Source organism: Staphylococcus saprophyticus subsp. saprophyticus ATCC 15305 = NCTC 7292, assembly GCF_000010125.1.
Taxonomy (GTDB): Bacteria; Bacillota; Bacilli; order Staphylococcales; family Staphylococcaceae; genus Staphylococcus; species Staphylococcus saprophyticus.
Genome location: NC_007350.1, coordinates 48,628 through 66,511, shown reverse-complemented (window position 1 = coordinate 66,511; position 17,884 = coordinate 48,628). Strand labels below are relative to the sequence as shown.

Genomic DNA, 17,884 nt, shown 5'->3' with positions numbered 1-17,884 from the left:
AATAACAGATGATTCATCTGTTTGTATTTCCATAACAATTTAAATGTTATAATTGTTTATGAGGCAACTGTTGAAATATAAATAAAATCACACGATATGATTATTAATTATCATAGGAATAAGTAAGTCTAGGGGGATGTTATGGTATACCAAAGTGAATTTGCGTTAGAAACTGAAATGATGGAACAGTTAAAATCTAATGGCTATGAAACTGTAACGATTAGAAATGAACAACAACTATTAGATAATTTCCGTTCGATTTTAAATGAACGTCACGCCGATAAATTAAATGGGGACCCTTTAACAGATAAAGAGTTTCAACGCTTGTTAACTATGATTAATGGTAAAGGGATTTTTGAAAGTGCGCGTATATTACGTGATAAAATGCCTTTGAAACGAGATGATGAATCTGAAGTGTATTTATCATTTTTGGATACGAGACATTGGTGTCAAAATAAATTTCAAATTACCAACCAAGTATCTGTAGATGACACATATAAAGCGAGATATGATGTCACAATTTTAATTAACGGGTTGCCTTTAGTTCAAATTGAACTTAAACGTCGTGGCATTGATATCAATGAAGCATTTAATCAAGTGATGCGCTATCGTAAACAAAACTACACAGGTCTTTTCCGCTACATACAATTATTTATTATTAGTAATGGTATCGATACGCGTTATATCTCTAATAATGATGGTGAAATATATAAAAGTCATATGTTTTATTGGAGTGATAAAGAAAATAATCGTATTAATACATTAAATGAATTTACTGAGACATTTTTAAGACCGTGTCATATCGCTAAAATGATTTCACGCTATATGATTTTAAATGAAACAGACAATATCCTTATGGCCATGCGTCCATATCAAGTCCATGCAGTTGAAGCCTTGATACATCAAGCAACGGAAACGAGTAATAATGGTTATATTTGGCATACCACAGGCAGTGGTAAAACATTAACTTCCTTTAAAGCGAGTCAAGTATTGTCAGAACAAGATGACATTAAAAAAGTCATTTTCCTTGTCGACCGTAAGGACTTAGACAGCCAGACCGAAGAGGAGTTTAATAAATTCTCCAAAGGTTCCGTGGATAAGACGAATAATACGGCACAGCTCGTTAAGCAATTAAAGGATAAGAGCTTACCACTAATCGTTACCACGATTCAAAAAATGTCTAAAGCGATTCAGAATAATGCTGAAGCATTAGATCAATATAAGACAGATAAAGTGGTATTCATTATTGATGAATGTCATCGTAGTCAGTTTGGAGATATGCATCGCATTGTCCGTCAACATTTTAATAATGCACAATATTTTGGTTTTACAGGTACACCGCGTTTTGAAGAAAACCAAAGCCAGGATGGTCGGAGTACTGCGGACATCTTTGGTCGCTGTTTACACACTTATTTAATTAAAGACGCGATTCATGATGGCAATGTATTGGGCTTTTCCGTGGACTATATCAACACAATTAAAGCTCAGAATATAGATACAGAGACAGACGAATTGGTTGAAGGTATAAATACTGATGAGGTCTGGTTATCTGATCAACGCGTTGAACTTATTGCGCGTCATATTACAGAAAATCACGATAAATATACAAGAAATAGACAATACTCAGCGATATTTACTGTTCAGAGTATTCCAGCACTTGTGAAATATTATGATGCCTTTAAAAAGATCAGTAAGGACTATGAACATCCTTTAAAAGTCGCAGGCGTGTTCTCTTATGCCGCCAATGAAGAGCGTAATGAAGGAGAAGTTGATGAGGCACATTCTAGAGGAAAATTGGAAGAGGTTATACAAGATTATAATTTGAACTTTGGTACAAACTTCTCAACGGATACCTTCCAAGAATACTTTAATCATATCTCTAAAAATGTCAAAAAAGGTGTCAAAGACAACAAAATTGATGTTTTAATTGTCGTTAACATGTTCTTAACGGGCTTTGATAGTAAGGTATTGAACACATTATATGTCGATAAAAACTTAAAATATCATGACTTAATTCAAGCCTATTCACGTACGAACCGCGTGGAAAAAGAAACTAAACCATTTGGTAAAATCGTGAATTATCGTGATTTAAAACAAAATACAGATAACGCCTTAAAACTGTTCTCTCAAACTGAAGACACAGATCGTGTGTTAATGAGAGATTATGATGAATATAAGGCAGAATTCGTGGACGCCTTAGCTGAATTGAAAGCTGTCGCATTAAAGCCTCAAGATATGGATCAAGTTCAAGATGAAAATGAGAAAAAAGCATTTGTGGAGGCTTTCCGTTTAGTTTCAAAACTCGTGCTGAGATTGAAAGCTTTCGATGAGTTTGACTTTACAAAAGCAAATATCGGTATGAATGAACAAGAATTTGAAGACTATAAGAGTAAATACTTTGCAATATATGACGAAGTGAAACCAAAACGTGGTGAAGTTGAAAAAGTCTCTATTCTGAACGATATTGATTTTGAAATAGAAATCTTACGTAATGATCGAATTAATGTTTCCTATATCATGGATCTCGTCAGACAAATTGATTTAAAAGATAAGGCAGAGCAACAACGTAATCGTGACCAAATTAGACGTATGTTAGACAACGCGGATGATCCAACTTTACGTTTGAAACGTGATTTGCTTCGTGAGTTTATCGATGACGTTATACCTGAATTGTCTGAAGAAGACAATATTGATGAAGCTTATATCCTATTTGAAAATGCGAAACGTGAATCAGAATTCAATCAATTTGCGCAACAACAGGCGGTTGACGAACAGGTACTTAAAGATATCACAGGTGAGTATGAATATAGCGGTATTGTTAACCAAGATCATCTTAAAGAGCTTGTGGGTGATAAAAAATTACGAGAAAAACGTCAAACGAAAAAAGCAGTAACATCATTTGTCGAAGAAGTGTCAGAAAAATACAGTAGCTAGAAACTATATCAAACCTTTGTGATAATGTATATTGCAGAGGTTTTGATATGCGTTGCTAATACAGAGGCTAATTAAATATAGCATAAAGCATTTTGATAACTGGAGGAAATAACATGTCAATTACAGAGAAACAACGTCAACAACAAGCTGAATTACATAAACGTTTATGGTCCATCGCCAATGATTTAAGAGGTAATATGGATGCGAGTGAGTTCCGTAATTATATTTTAGGACTTATCTTCTATCGCTTTTTATCAGAAAAAGCCGAAACAGAAGTTGCAGAAGCATTATCAGGTGAAGATTTAACATATGAAGAAGCTTGGGAAGACGAAGAGTATCGTGAAGATTTGAAAGATGAATTAATTGAGAATGTTGGTTACTATATAGAACCACAAGATTTATTCAGCAGTATGGTTACAGAAATTGAAAACCAACGTTTCGACATCGAACATTTAGTGCAAGCGATTAGAAAAGTTGAAACATCTACGTTAGGGCAAAACAGTGAAGAAGACTTTATCGGTTTGTTCAGTGATATGGATTTAAGTTCCACACGTCTTGGTAACACAGTCAAAGAGCGTACAGCGCTCATCAGTAAAGTAATGGTTAACCTAGGTGATTTACCATTTGTGCATAGTGATATGGAAATAGATATGTTAGGTGATGCCTATGAGTTCTTAATTGGGCGTTTCGCGGCAAATGCCGGTAAAAAAGCAGGAGAATTCTATACACCACAACAAGTGTCAAAAATCTTAGCTCAAATAGTAACATTAGGTAAAGATAAATTAAGAAATGTTTATGACCCAACGTGTGGTTCAGGTTCATTATTATTACGTGTAGGTAAAGAAACAACAGTATATCGCTATAACGGTCAAGAGCGTAACAATACAACATATAACTTGGCTCGAATGAATATGTTGTTACATGATGTGCGTTTTGAAAACTTTGATATTCAAAATGATGACACGCTAGAAAATCCAGCATTCGAAGGTGAAAAATTTGATGCTGTTGTAGCCAACCCACCATACAGTGCGAAATGGTCTGCGGATAGTAAATTTAATGATGACGAGCGTTTCAGTAATTATGGGAAATTAGCACCTAAATCTAAAGCAGACTTTGCCTTTATCCAACATATGGTGCATTATTTAGATGATGAAGGTACGATGGCGGTAGTCTTACCGCATGGTGTCTTATTCCGTGGCGCAGCTGAAGGAGTAATACGTAAATATTTAATTGAAGAGAAAAACTATTTAGACGCGGTAATTGGTTTGCCAGCTAATATCTTCTATGGCACAAGCATTCCAACATGTGTCCTCGTATTTAAGAAATGTCGTGAAGCAGATCAAGATGTCTTATTTATTGATGCTTCAAATGAATTTGAAAAAGGTAAAAACCAAAATCATTTAACAGACGAACAAGTAGAAAAAATCATAGCAACATATAAGAATAGAGAAGCCGTAGATAAGTATAGTTATGCGGCAAATCTAAAAGAAATTGATGAAAATGATTATAATCTTAATATTCCAAGATATGTCGATACATTTGAAGAAGAAGAACCTGTTGATTTAGACAAGGTACAGCAAGACTTAAACCAAATTGATGATGAAATCGCACAAGTAGAAAAAGAAATCGATGGATATTTAAAAGAATTAGGAGTGTATAAACATGACTAATGAAGTAAAGAATGTGCCTAAGTTAAGATTTCAAAGGTTTGAAGATGAGTGGAAAAAGAAGCGATTAAAAGATATCGTTGAACCTTTGAAAGGTAATTCTGGCGAAAATAAAAATTTACCAGTTTTAACTATATCTGCTAAAAAGGGGTGGTTAAACCAAAAAGAGCGATTTTCTCAAGTTATAGCCGGTAATAGTTTAAGTAAATATAATGAGTTGAAAAAAGGTGATTTATCCTATAATAAAGGAAATTCAAAGGTAGCTTTGTATGGTATTGTTTATAAATTAGGCTTTGATAATGCACTAGTACCTAATGTTTATAAAAGTTTCAGACCAAAACCTAATAATGTATCTGATTTTTTAGAGAAGTATTTTCATACTAAAATTTTAGATAGACAATTAAGAAGAGTTATTACTTCCACTGCTAGAATGGATGGCTTATTAAATATAAGTGATTATGATTTCTATAATATGAGTTTAAATATTCCAGTTAATAATGAACAAAAAAAAATAGGTGACTTCTTCAGCAAACTCGACCAACAAATTGAACTTGAAGAAAAAAAACTGGCTAAATTAGAAGAACAAAAAAAGGGATATATGCAAAAGATTTTTTCACAAGAATTAAGATTTAAAGATGAGAATGGTAATGATTATCCAGAATGGGAAGAAATCAATTTGGGGAGCCTTTATAAAAAGGGAAAAGCTGGGGGTACACCTAAGTCAACAGAAAGTAAGTATTATAATGGTAAAGTTCCTTTTTTATCAATCAGTGATATAACTAAACAAGGTAAATTTTTAAATACCACTGAAAAAAAAATAACCCAAGAAGGTCTTGATAATAGTACAGCTTGGTTAGTCCCAGTTAATTCTATAAACTATGCTATGTATGCTTCAGTAGGATATTTAAGTATTAATAAAATTGAAGTTGCCACAAGTCAAGCTATTTTTAATATGGTGTTTGAGGATTATAATTTAGTTGAATATTTATATTACTATTTGAATTATATTAGAGATAAGGGAGTACTTGAAAAATTAATGGGAACAGGTACTCAAAGTAATTTATCTGCTTCAATTATGAAAAATATAACTGTAAAAGTACCAAGTAAAAACGAAATTATAAAAACAAGTAAGTTTTTAGGTAATGTTGATGAATTAATTGAAACTCAATCCAGTAAAGTTGAATTATTAAAAGAACGTAAAGAAGGATTATTACAGAAAATGTTTGTGTAGTTCTGATAAAGACCTATTATGTAAACTATGTAGAAAAATCAAATAACATCCATAAATAAATACCAGTCATCAATAAAAAAACAAATCATAATGCGGTTAGAGAAACATTTCTCTAACCGCATTTATTAGTATCCTCGTTCAATTAATTTTTGTTTTTCCTTCTCAAGTTCAGGAATATCTTCTTCATCTGGTAATGCATCTATATAATCTAGTCCTAGATGATTTAATGCTGTTTCTAAATCAACATCCTCGCTTTCCATGTACCTCCAAACTTTCAAACTAGTATATTCATCATAAACCTCATTGTAATGGTAATTACCAACAATCATTTTATCACCCTTCGCCATATAATTAAGCTTATTCTAAACTAAAGGTCAATATTGGTCAATGTTTTATTCTTAATTAATTTTCCATCATCATACACTATAAATGAGTTAGTGACTGAACCTTTCTTGTATATAATTTTCCAGCTAATTATAATTAAAGTAAAATAAATGTATCATCTATGCATTATTAAAAAAACTCTATTTGAATACTTTACAATTTGGTGGGGACTCGTAATTCGTCTTTTAAGATAACTCAAAGTATCTATTTTAATCATTTGCAGTGAAACGATGTTGATTTGTTTTGTTTCCATATTGACCTCCATGTATTTGCTATGATTTCAAAATCCATTTTTGACGTGCCTTAGGGTTGAGTGGATGCATAATTTCATTCGTTTCTGGGTTGATGAGTTGTTTCACTTTCTTTTTATGTGGTTTCAACATCTCTAATATTTCATTGACACGCATTTCAACAATCGGTTTTTTAGCGTAAGCACCCCATGCTAATATCACTTCATCCGATTCTTTCACTACTTTCATAATATGAATATCAGTATGCTTATCATGACTATTTGCCATATGCTTTATATTTGTGGTTGTTATCATGTTTGAATATAGGTTCACAAAATTAATTGATCCGAAGTCTTTCATCTCAGATACTTTATTTAGAATTAATTGAGTCGTTAAATCTAATTTTTTGGTTCCTTCAAAATTTGGATAACAAGTTATAACTGAAATTATCTTTTTATCTTTGTCCCACGTTTTTTTGAGTAAATAACGATGTTGATTATCGTCACTAAATATTGCTTCAGTTTCTAATATACATTGTATATTCTGCATGATTGATGCCTCCTATTAATATTCTTCAGGTAGTAACATGACGTAATAAGAAAGGTCTACATCATCTTCTCGGATAATATAGACCTTTTTTATATTGATAGCTTTTGAATAATTAGCTTTATGTGTTTTGATGTACTCAGGACGTTCTTGTTTGTGTTTGATACATAATTGATCATTATGCATGTTGAACTGGAAGATATGAAAGTAATCTATTGCTTCTAGTTCCTTGGACTGTTCGTTTTCACGTTGTGCTACTAGTTTCCATAATTGTTGTTGTAAGATGATAGGTAAGTTATTGTCAATACCTCGAGTAATATATCTATTCATAAGAGACTTCCTTTCGTTCTGATTCTTTCATCCAAATAATAACTTCACTAAGAATTGTAATGACTAATTGTGTAATTTTGATATATTTATGCATATTATTGTCCTCCTGTTAGTAAGTATCGTTGATCCAAAAGGGGCATGACTGTGTTGTGTAGATATAAGAAATCCATATCGTGATTTTCATCGATAAAGCCGATAGCTATGAGTTGTTTCTGATAATAGAGAATGAACGGATATATATTGCTTTTGTGAAGTGTATCAGAGTAGTAGGTATTAGTCTGTAGTATTTTATTACTGAGTGGCCCAAGCCTTACATATTGGTCTGGTAGGATATCATCAGCGACTTCCTCGATAGATTCACATTCCCATTTTTCATCCCTTGGCAGATTGAATAAGTTGGTTATATAGTGCTTGAGTTGTAGTTCTAATGTCATTGTTATGACCTCCTGTAATGTGTAATGATGTAATTACTTGCTACATCATTTTTATAATATAAATTTAATTTTCTGTTCATTTCATTCACTTTTATCACTTATGACAAAGTGGCAAAAGTGGTAATTTTGTCGATAGAATATTTCTGTGTACCATAAATAATAAAGTGAATTTTGGGCATAAAAAAAGACCCCCAATCTTTTTTCAAAGATTGAGGGATAAGACTTTCGTCAATTTTATACCGTACGAGTTTCACTTTTTTATCTGTAGTAATTTCAATAGAATCAATCAACATCTTCATAAGTTGATTTTTTGCTTCTGGTGTAGCTTCCCTTAAGTAGACACTAAATCGGCTAATCATCATGGTTAAACGGCTTTTCAGTTTATCAAAATTTGGTACTTCATCTTGTGATTCAGTAGCTTGTTGCGCTTCTTTAATTTGCTTATCTAGCATCTTTAGTTGTCCATTCATCTGACTTTGTTTTGCTTTTAACATTTCGCTATCCATTTGATCATCTAAGAACAATTCTAACAATCGTTCTTGTTGTGTTTTAAGCTTAGCTTTTTGTTTTTCTAAACTATCAATGTCATATTTAATTTCTGTTTGGTTACTATGCTTTTGTTTCAGTTCTTCTATCACATTTGACGCAATCTGCTTGATAATATCTGGTTGAGACAGAATACGATTCAAATGAACATTAATTACACGCTCGACGACTTCAGCATTGATGGCATTACTGTGACATGCAGAACTCCCTGAACGATTGAATAAGGAACAAATGTAATAACGCTTGATTGTCCGTTCTTTTGACTTTTTGGTTTTATAATAAGTCCGTCGACATACCATATTATTACCGCATTCTGGACATTTAATAAGGCTACGAAGGTAAAAATCTCCACCAATAGGTCTGCCTGGTTTAAAACTTTTAGATGCTAATTTCTCATGAACTTGATCAAATACTTCTTCACTTATAATGGCTTCATGTTTTCCTTTGACCAATATCACATCATTTTTATCACTTTTGCCACTTCTTCGCTGTACAGCCCAGTTTTGATGGTTATTGAATCTGACATAACCTTTATAGACTGGATTATTCAAAATGTATTTAACACCATACACTGAAAATGGCTTTTGATTAATAGTACGATACCCCTTTTGATTAAGTACGGTTGTAATTGCCTTAAGTCCTTTATTATGATTTAAGTACAAATCGAATATTTCTCGAACAATGTTAGCTTCATTTTCATCGATAACCAAATCATTTTTCTGGGTAAGTGGGTTAAGTGATAACCTATATCCCTGCAACCTGCCTGTGATAGCCTCTCCACTGCGCGCTTTAGCATTCATCGACATCTTGACATTACTGATCAGTGTTGAACGTTCTATTGATCCTATTAACCCAAACATTGTAACGAGTACTTCTCCAGAAGCATTGGATGTATCAATATTCTCAGAAATCGATTTATAACCTACGCCATGCTCTTTGAATTCATGGATAATATTAAACACGTCTCTCATTGAGCGAGAAATACGATTTAATTTCCAACTTAATACCATTTCGATTTTATTATCCTTAACATCTTGTAATAGACGTTTCATTGCTGGTCGACCTTCAATATTTTTACCTGATATACCAGAATCGATATAAGTTTCATAGTCATAACCCGGGAAATTTTTCACAACTTCTTTGATGAGTACTTGTTCCTGCTCCTTTACAGAATAACCATGTTCTGACTGCTCAGACGTACTAACGCGTGAATAAAGTGCAATTTTACCACTCATAACACACCACTCCTTTTATTAGAATATTGTTACAGACCATCGGACTTGTAACATCATATGGATAATATATATTTATAACTTCGTTTCATTTTTATCACTTTTACCACTTAATCATATGAGTACTACAGGCAACTGCCTGTAGTACGTAATTAGATTACTTACCTTTATTGATACGTTCTTCTATGATAGGCACAAGCACTTCTACAAATGCTTCAATTTGTTCATTATTCATCGTCAAAGTCCTCCCAATCAAAGTCCAAATTCTCTTCATCTAATGTCTCATCGTCTGTTATATTTTCATTTTTATCTAATGAAATAATATTATCTTTTTTCGAAATATCATGAATCTCTTTTTTATCGGCTTCTTTCCAACCTAAATCAATCCAATAATCGTATCCATTGTATAGTTTGGTTTGAGTATCAAAGTTTGCTTGAATTAACTGTTTAATAACCTGAGAACTCACCTTTATTTCTTCATTAATAACTTTATTTAACTCGGATACTTTGATTCGTGATCCTGGTTTGATTTCTATAAGTTTTCTGAGTAAATTAATACACGCTTTCTGATTTGCAATACTTGCTGATTTACTAGAAACAAATTCATATCCAAAATTTAACCAATCATGAGAAATTTCAGTAACACGATCATTTTGGAGGTACTCGATATCATTTTTTACAATTTGCTTATACACATACATCAAGTAAAGAAAGATTTCTTTCTTTTCATCTTGTAGCTTTTCAATTAAGTCAGGATCAGCTTTTTCAACATAATATTCACATGGAATAACAGCAATTCGACGCTCTAGTGCCTTCGCATGAGCAGATGGAAAATTAAGTCTTGCATTTGTACCAAAAGCAAGTTTTAAATCCAAAGTAGTTTCAACTTGTGTTTTACCTTTACGATCAACGTGCACTGGTTCAACAGATACTAACTTTTTTAAGTCATTTACAATCTTTTCTTGAATCCTTGATTCCCCAATTTCGTCACTTGCCATAAGTTTTTTACCCACCAAGCTCTCTTTGTCAAAACGGCCTTGAAGCTCGTTAAGTGCTTTAGACACAATGTCTTCGCTGTAGAAAAATGACCTAACTAAATTAATAAATACGGATTTCCCATTCTTAGCTCCACCATATAATAGTAAGGCTCTGCGATACTTTGTGTTAGCTGTAAGAAGCACCGCTATATGTTGAAAAAGAAAGTACTGTAAATCAGAATCAAAATTAGCAAACTCTAACATGTATCGATTAAAATGTGGAGGTGTTTTTTCAGTTATGACATCACTTTTAACCAACTCTAAATTCAACCGTGTTGCGGGGAAAATCTTTATAGAATTTCCAACCACTTCAAATGCGTCTAGATTAAACATGTTATGACCGCATCCAATGTACTGTTTATTCTCAACTAGTTCTTCTACATCTATTGAATTTTGTAAGCCAACCACTACATTCTTTAGAATACTTAACGAGGGCTTATAATCAACTAGCAACACTTGTATCATTTTAGATATCAGCCCTTGCAATTCATCTTCATTTACCTTTTGCCAACCTTTATCTTTGAAAACAAACAACTCTGAATCAAAACGCTTGATATGAAAAATACTTATCATCATTTCCACTAATATTGTGTCATTTGGCTTTTTTTGAATACCAAAATAACTGTATATGTTAGGTCTATAGTCGACATCTTTAGGAATGTTAAGCTGTAGTTTATCGATAAGCTCGTTATACACCATTACAGCTTGTTCAGAATCATCCATTTCATCATTTCCAATACTACTTGTTAGGATGGCAATCAGACCTTTACGGTCGATTGCCTCCATACCCACTTTTAATAATTTTATTAACGTTTCTAAAATATGATTCATTACAATACCCCTCCAAATCCATCTAATGGTGCTACATCTTGAACATAATAGTTTCCGTTATATTGACCCACATAGATTAAATGCTTTCTATCAATGTAAGGGTCATAATTCTCATGAGTGGAACTATAATTACTATGACGTTTAAGCCAATCAGTAATTGATAACTGCTTATCGGTAGCATCTTTCGAAATACTACGATTCACATAAATAACTTTCTGATCTATCTTTATTTCATACGTAAACTGGTGTTTAACATCACCATTGAAATCTGTTTGGGTTACAGAATATAATGAAGCAACGTATATATAGCCTTCTGTTAGTGGGGTGCATTTTGGAATTTGTAAACTTTGACCTCTATCATTATTCATTGCTTACACCTCCTAATGCTTCCACTGTCACGTGCGCAAACTCACCATTAAACAATTTATTAGCTTTACTTTTCATTAGTTGGGCTACACTTTGTGCTGTTTCTTCATCGTCGCACTCAATCATAATGGCATCATGAATTGGCAAAATGATTTGAAAGCTCTTTTGTGTACACTGCGCTTTATAAACTTCCAATAGAATGTGTTTGAAAATATAACTCGCTACAGTTTGTACATAAAATGCCATAATACTGCTACCTTGAAATGCGCTCATATCATGTTCAATGCCGTAGGGCATAGGTATGGTTTTATGCTCTTCGATTTGTTTCTTAAGTTCAATGACTTTTGTAAATTGGCTGACCGCATCCAACCATTGCACTTCACTTACATATTGTTTCAACTTGAATTTAGGGCTATCGAAGTTGCCGCCAAATAGAAACGAACCAATAAATGCACGTTTAACAAGTACTCGTTGCTCATCTTGTAATTCTAATTCACTTAGTAATGCGTCATACAGTCCGTCTTTCTGATTCAAAAAGTCAATCAGTTTTGAATCTTGGGTCATGTATGCTACAACTGATGGCTCAAATGATTTAAAGTCAACTGTATACACCTTCTTATATTTTGAAGGTAAAATTGTGCGTTGGACTGCTTTAGGTAAGCCCTGAAGATTAAAATTTTTAGTTGTGATTCGATGTGTCCGTGTACCAATCAACGATAATTGCGTATATAATCGATTCGTACCATTTAATGCCTGTTCTAACCTATCAAATAGCTTTTCGATCCTATCAGAATGTTCATCGTTCTTAGCCTTTTCAAGCATTGTTGATTTTATATCGGGTAATTTATCGATATTAAGCATAATGGGTTCCGATTCAATCTCTTTCTTTAATACTTCTAAATTATGATGTACTTCCACATATTGGTCTAACTTAGCTTTTTCATCAGCTAAAAGTGCATTATATTGTTGATCTAGCTGCTGACTGAATTGTTGTTGCAGTTGCTGAACATAATCTTGGTTAGATGATTTGTCCATTAACCACTGCTGTGTTTTGTTACTTTGAGTCAACGACATCAGTTTGTCTCTTGTCTCCATGTAAATCTTCTCCTTTATGGTTGAAAGTTGCGCGCTAACTTTTGCTTTAATTTTTTATTTGTCTTGGCCTCGACAATGTATAATTTAGCAATATTATCCTAAGATGTAATTGAGTTATTAAAAATTACCAAAAAAAATAAACCCAACAAACATTGATATAACAAGGTTTGTTGGGTTTATTTTTTTTATTTAAATTTATTCTTATGTTTAACTCTAAAAAACAATCTTAATCTGTTTTAGAACCAAATCTTCGATTTTTAATTGCTTTTTTAAAGTCTTCTACGAAAGGTCCTACCATGAAATTATCAAAGTAGTAGCCAGACTCTTCTACCTTTGACACCATATTCAATGCCTGGGTTACAAAGTAGCTTCCTTGTTCTGTTATTTCGTTTCTCACTACCATTTGGGCATTTGAATAGTTTACCTTCACTTTATCGTTACTTATATATCTGTCAATTTTAATAATTGCATTATGTACATCTTCAATAGCATATCTTACGTAATCACTATTTATTTTATTATAGTATTTCGGATTAATGCTATATTTCATTAATTCACTTTCTAACCTCTCTAAATCAAACTTAGCTTGTAAAAAGAAATCTAAATAGCTCGGCTGTTTATTTGCACTCTCTAAATTAGCCTCGATAATTTTTATTTTTTTAATAATATTACTTTGATTCATTGTATGTAACCTATTTTTTTTGTAATATAAAATTCCAAATTTTTGAGAGTTACGCCTTAATGAACTACTATTCCAAAATTGTTGATTTTTATAAAATTCTGCTACGTCCCACTTTCTATTATTTTTAACCAATTCATGATCAATCAACCTAGATATACTTTTAATGGAATCTTTATGAATATTTTTTCTCAATTTATTTTTCTTCTCTAAACTTTCGATAAAATTACTATCAGCTCTTTGTGAACGTTTTAGCATATCTGCAATTAACCAATCAAGCTCTATATACTCTGTTTCATCATAGTCCCATACATCTTTAATTAAGCTATCTAATGGTATTTCATTTTTCTTGTATAATAGGTGGTTTAATTCGTAATCCTTTTTGGGATACTTACCTTCTTTTATTGCATTTGTGTACTCTTCTAATTCATTATTTTCTTTGATTTGGGTGTTTCTATGTTCTTTTGCCATAAATTGAAAAATCGTTTCATCTATAGATTTTAATACTTCATTTTGTAGCTCAATTCTTTTATGTAAGGGTAAAGGTTTCATATATTGGTATAATTCTTGTTCCTTTTTATTAATTGATTCACCAATGCCTAACCATGCTTTGGTATTTTGATATACATCTTTCATATGTATGTCTGCAATTAATCTTTTATATTGAATTTCATTGATAGCTTTCATTAACTGATAAGTATATTCCATGTAACTAGAAGCACTTATATTTTCAATCATCTCTTTTTTAGGTTGCCCATTCTGTTTAAAATCTTTGGAATTTATATCCACTGGGTAATAGTCTACACTTTTGAGTAGCACCTTTATTAATTCTTTTGCGACGCCATTAAATGTATATTGATTATTTTTATCTTGGCCTTTGTAATTGTGAAAGTTTTTCATATCAATTTTAAAAAGCTTAGCAATGGTTTCCATTCTTTTATTAAACATATGTGGAGTGAGCTCTAATTCTATGCGAATATCTTCTTTTGAATATAATTCTTTTATAATATTATCCGATAACATTAAAAGAAATCTCCTTTCTTTAATCAATATTTATTTTTTAATTATAATAATTTTTGATACAGATAATAAATTGGATAGTTTTTAAAAACTCCTAGTTCTTCTTCACTTAGATTTTCAAAATATATCATTGCTTCTGTTTTACTGCCAAATATTATACTTAAATGTAGTGAAGCGTCATCACTGTTTATTGATTTTAATTTTGACTTTAACTCTACAAGCAATTTTTTAAGATCACTTTCTAACCTTTCGTCTTTTCTTATTTTTACTTGTGCTAAGTTTATCTTTGTTATAAATGTGCTATCAATATCTTTTATATCAATATTACTTAATATAAATTCTGCAATATTTAAAAAACCTAGTTCTTTCGTTATATCATATGATTTTATTAACTCTAAACAAAAATTATTGATATAATTCCATTTTTGAATTGAAATATTTGAAAAATCTTCAGTTTTTAAATATTTCTCAATTAATTGAAAATCAAAATTTATTGTATTAATCATAAAACTCGTATTAAAAGAATAAATTGCTAACATTGTTTCATTATCAACGACTAATTCTACTCGTTTAAGAAAATTATCAGAGAAGACATTATATATTACATTATTATATTTCCATAAAATAAAATTGTTATTACCAAATAAAATTTTGTAGAATTTATCTTTTTTCATATTATATGCATTGAATTCTTTGTTTTTAATAATTTTTATAATTCCAACCATTTCCCCGAGTTGTTTTTCAATATTATCATCATTAATGATTGTGCTTTTTTTAATTAGATTATCAGTTTCCACTGTTACTTGCTTAAATTGTGTTAATATACTTGTGAGCCTATCAATACTTTTATCTAATTTAAACTTATCTAATATAACTTGAACATCTTCAAATATAAATTCTCCTCCATTACTAAGTGACTTGACTAAATTTAAAACCTCTAAATATCTGTCAATATTTTTTATTGGTAATAAAGAGTATTTTGCCTTTTTACTTTCATTGTATTTAGTCAAATAGAAGCTTTCATCTATAATTATTGATGTATATGTTGACGTAACATCAAATCTTATATTACCTTCATATATCACTTTTCCCTCTGAATAAATACTTCCTTTTTGTAATTTAGAAAATTTCTCTGGCCGTAATATCTCATCCGGTACTGTAACTTTAATATCTGAATCATTAATATGGATAAAACTATAAAAGTCATTTAAAGGAAATCCATTTTTATCTGTCACTATATTTTCGGGTGATGTAATTGTCATTTTTTGATTTCTTTTTTTATTAATAGAAAACTCAATAGGGTTAGCTTGCTTCTTGCTTTGTTTTAAATATTGAATACAATTATCATAAAAATCTTTATAAGAAGTAATTTCATACATTTCAATTGTCACTGATTTTGATTTCGATTTTAGTTTATATTTTAGATACATAGGAAGTAATTGACGACCATAAACTTGACTCTCACCATTTTCATTAATTAAAACTACAAAATAGTAGCATCCTCCATCTTTTAAATACATTTCCAAATCTCTCTTATTAACTTTATTTTGTTTAAATAAACTAGGGTGCTTCTTTTTTGCTTTCTTCCCTTTTATTTGAACAGGTATATTACCTAAATAATCATCTTTAGTCTGACTGATTGAATCATAAATTTTTAGATGTCCATCATAACCTGGTTCCTTATCTTCATTAGCAATATAGCTTTTAATTTTAGAAGTATGAAGGCAATAATTTTTAACAGCATCAGTAGCAAAGTTCTCTATCATATAACTATTCATTTCCATCTCAAATCACCTCAAATTATATTTTTCGCAACCTATTTTTTAGTTTTATTTGTGATACGCTTCTGCTTATCGGGTAGTAATGAGGTTTTTATACCCTAAAATACAGAAGTCCCAGACTATTAATATAGACTGGGAATACATTATGTTACTACATTTTACTTTTTCATATTAATTGTTATAGGACGTAATTGAAAAGAAGTTATTCATTTATGTATAGTTAAGATCACACTATAAACAAACACTTTTTATTAGTTGAGTAAAAAAATTAAAAACTCACTACGATGCTATTTATTTTGTATTGTAGCTTATTTCCTCATTCAATAAAATCTCTTCTATTTTATGTAATTCATGAGTCAAAAATTGCTCGAAATTTTTCTCCACTTCAGTTATAATATCTTCGTATTCAAACTGCTTATTACTAGAATAAAGTTCTTTTGTATAAATGTTATTATAAACTGGAGACAACTTTTTTTTAACCTTTTTAAATACATTTGGATGTGCTAATGCTTTTTCATGTAAATTTTTTCGAGTTTCTTCATCGCTAGGGCCAATCACTAAATGTAGACTTTTACGATTATTATTATTTCTAACTTCAAATAATAAATATCTATTGGATGAAGTCCATTTCGATTCATAGTTATTTCTCCCCATTTTTTCATCTAATTTTTGAGAAGTAAATCGAACTAAACTTTTGCTACTGTCATCTAGAATTAAAGACTCTGTTTCTTTTACTATACTTTGAAGCTTGTTAGAAATATCACTATGTATATCAGGTTTATATTCAAATATTAAATCTAATGCCCGTTTATGCTTGAAATAAATTTCAGTACATAATTTTTCTAAATTTTCATCTTTCACTATATACCTCCTTAATATATCTATATATTGGTTAATAAAACTTGTTACTTTTGGATTTATAATCTCTTTTTTCATGGATACGATATTTTCTAAACAAGTAATAACGTCTATATAAGACATGCTTATCCAAGTATCTATATCACTTGAATCCTCTGCCTCTGGTGTTAAAAAGATATAATTTTTTTCATAATCGAAAAACTCTGACTCTAATACATGTTGATACCTATTCAACTGTCCTTTACTCTCTTTGCTCCAAATTTTATTTTCAATAGCAAAAATAACTTTATTCACTTCTGAGATAAGCAATATGTCGATATGATTCCATTCTCTACGCACTATAACATCATCAAAATCTTTCAATAACATTTTCAGAACAAAACTATCATCCATTTCTACTGATGATTTATTCAAATAAATTTCAATAAATTTTTTAATGAATAAATCGTTCAAGCCATGTACCTCATTTGGATTGAACAACCAAGCAAGCATATTACTATGTCTAATTTCTGTATTGATTGTGCCTAATATTTCAAACACATTAAAATTATCTACATTTGCTTCAATTTCATTTAATATATCTACATCTTTTAAAAACTCAACTAATAATTTTTCATCATTATCCACCTGAAGTCCACCCTCTAACACAATAATAATTAATTTTGTCTATTAAATCTAAATAC

14 protein-coding genes and 1 pseudogene are annotated in these 17,884 nt (G+C 30.8%); 3 read left to right on the top strand and 12 right to left on the bottom strand.

Annotated features, from left to right (window positions below; translation table 11 throughout):
• Positions 1 to 141: 141 nt before the first annotated feature.
• From SSP_RS00275 to SSP_RS12635, 3 genes are all read left to right on the top strand, one after another.
• Complete coding sequence (locus SSP_RS00275; RefSeq protein WP_002511775.1) at positions 142 to 2,934, top strand: type I restriction endonuclease subunit R; 2,793 nt, start codon at positions 142 to 144, stop codon at positions 2,932 to 2,934.
• A 113-nt stretch (positions 2,935 to 3,047) separates the two neighbouring features.
• A complete protein-coding gene (locus SSP_RS00270; protein WP_011302055.1) occupies positions 3,048 to 4,604 on the top strand; it encodes a type I restriction-modification system subunit M in 1,557 nt (518 codons plus the stop codon).
• Entirely contained in the window at positions 4,597 to 5,832 is a 1,236-nt protein-coding gene (locus tag SSP_RS12635) for a restriction endonuclease subunit S (protein WP_011302054.1), read from the top strand. Before SSP_RS00270 ends, SSP_RS12635 begins: the two co-directional genes overlap by 8 nt.
• 125 nt (positions 5,833 to 5,957) lie before the next feature.
• On the opposite strand, the gene SSP_RS00260 is transcribed toward SSP_RS12635, so the two are convergent.
• The 12 genes and pseudogenes from SSP_RS00260 to SSP_RS00210 all read right to left on the bottom strand — a co-directional run bounded on the left by SSP_RS00260 (position 5,958) and on the right by SSP_RS00210 (position 17,828).
• Positions 5,958 to 6,179: a hypothetical protein gene (locus SSP_RS00260; protein WP_226956100.1), complete on the bottom strand. Its 222-nt coding sequence runs from the start codon at positions 6,177 to 6,179 to the stop codon at positions 5,958 to 5,960.
• A gap of 203 nt (positions 6,180 to 6,382) precedes the next feature.
• Positions 6,383 to 6,469: pseudogene (locus SSP_RS13065) on the bottom strand (DNA repair protein RadC); the annotation flags it as partial.
• Positions 6,470 to 6,488: 19 nt separating this feature from the next.
• The gene (locus tag SSP_RS00255) at positions 6,489 to 6,995 is read right to left on the bottom strand and encodes a DUF1643 domain-containing protein (RefSeq protein ID WP_011302051.1); all 507 of its coding nucleotides are present in this window, start codon (positions 6,993 to 6,995) and stop codon (positions 6,489 to 6,491) included.
• A gap of 15 nt (positions 6,996 to 7,010) precedes the next feature.
• Positions 7,011 to 7,322, bottom strand: coding sequence for a DUF960 family protein (locus SSP_RS00250; protein WP_011302050.1), 312 nt, complete (start codon positions 7,320 to 7,322; stop codon positions 7,011 to 7,013).
• Positions 7,323 to 7,417: 95 nt separating this feature from the next.
• Positions 7,418 to 7,756 (bottom strand): SAUGI family uracil-DNA glycosylase inhibitor, encoded by a 339-nt coding sequence (locus tag SSP_RS00245; protein ID WP_011302049.1) that lies wholly within the window; start codon positions 7,754 to 7,756, stop codon positions 7,418 to 7,420.
• 98 nt (positions 7,757 to 7,854) lie between these two features.
• A complete protein-coding gene (gene ccrC / locus SSP_RS00240; protein WP_011302048.1) occupies positions 7,855 to 9,537 on the bottom strand; it encodes a cassette chromosome recombinase CcrC in 1,683 nt (560 codons plus the stop codon).
• 224 nt (positions 9,538 to 9,761) lie between these two features.
• Entirely contained in the window at positions 9,762 to 11,402 is a 1,641-nt protein-coding gene (locus SSP_RS00235) for a DUF5906 domain-containing protein (RefSeq protein ID WP_011302047.1), read from the bottom strand.
• The gene (locus SSP_RS00230; RefSeq protein ID WP_041784734.1) at positions 11,402 to 11,770 is read right to left on the bottom strand and encodes a hypothetical protein; all 369 of its coding nucleotides are present in this window, start codon (positions 11,768 to 11,770) and stop codon (positions 11,402 to 11,404) included. The genes SSP_RS00235 and SSP_RS00230 overlap by 1 nt, the downstream gene beginning before the upstream one ends.
• A complete protein-coding gene (locus SSP_RS00225; protein WP_011302046.1) occupies positions 11,763 to 12,863 on the bottom strand; it encodes a DNA polymerase in 1,101 nt (366 codons plus the stop codon). Before SSP_RS00225 ends, SSP_RS00230 begins: the two co-directional genes overlap by 8 nt.
• Before the next feature lie 226 nt (positions 12,864 to 13,089).
• A complete protein-coding gene (locus SSP_RS00220) occupies positions 13,090 to 14,565 on the bottom strand; it encodes a DUF6038 family protein (RefSeq protein WP_011302045.1) in 1,476 nt (491 codons plus the stop codon).
• A 41-nt stretch (positions 14,566 to 14,606) separates the two neighbouring features.
• On the bottom strand, positions 14,607 to 16,346 hold the full coding sequence (locus SSP_RS00215; RefSeq protein WP_011302044.1) for a hypothetical protein: 1,740 nt from the start codon (positions 16,344 to 16,346) through the stop codon (positions 14,607 to 14,609).
• 288 nt (positions 16,347 to 16,634) lie between these two features.
• On the bottom strand, positions 16,635 to 17,828 hold the full coding sequence (locus SSP_RS00210) for a PD-(D/E)XK nuclease family protein (RefSeq protein WP_011302043.1): 1,194 nt from the start codon (positions 17,826 to 17,828) through the stop codon (positions 16,635 to 16,637).
• Positions 17,829 to 17,884 lie beyond the last annotated feature (56 nt).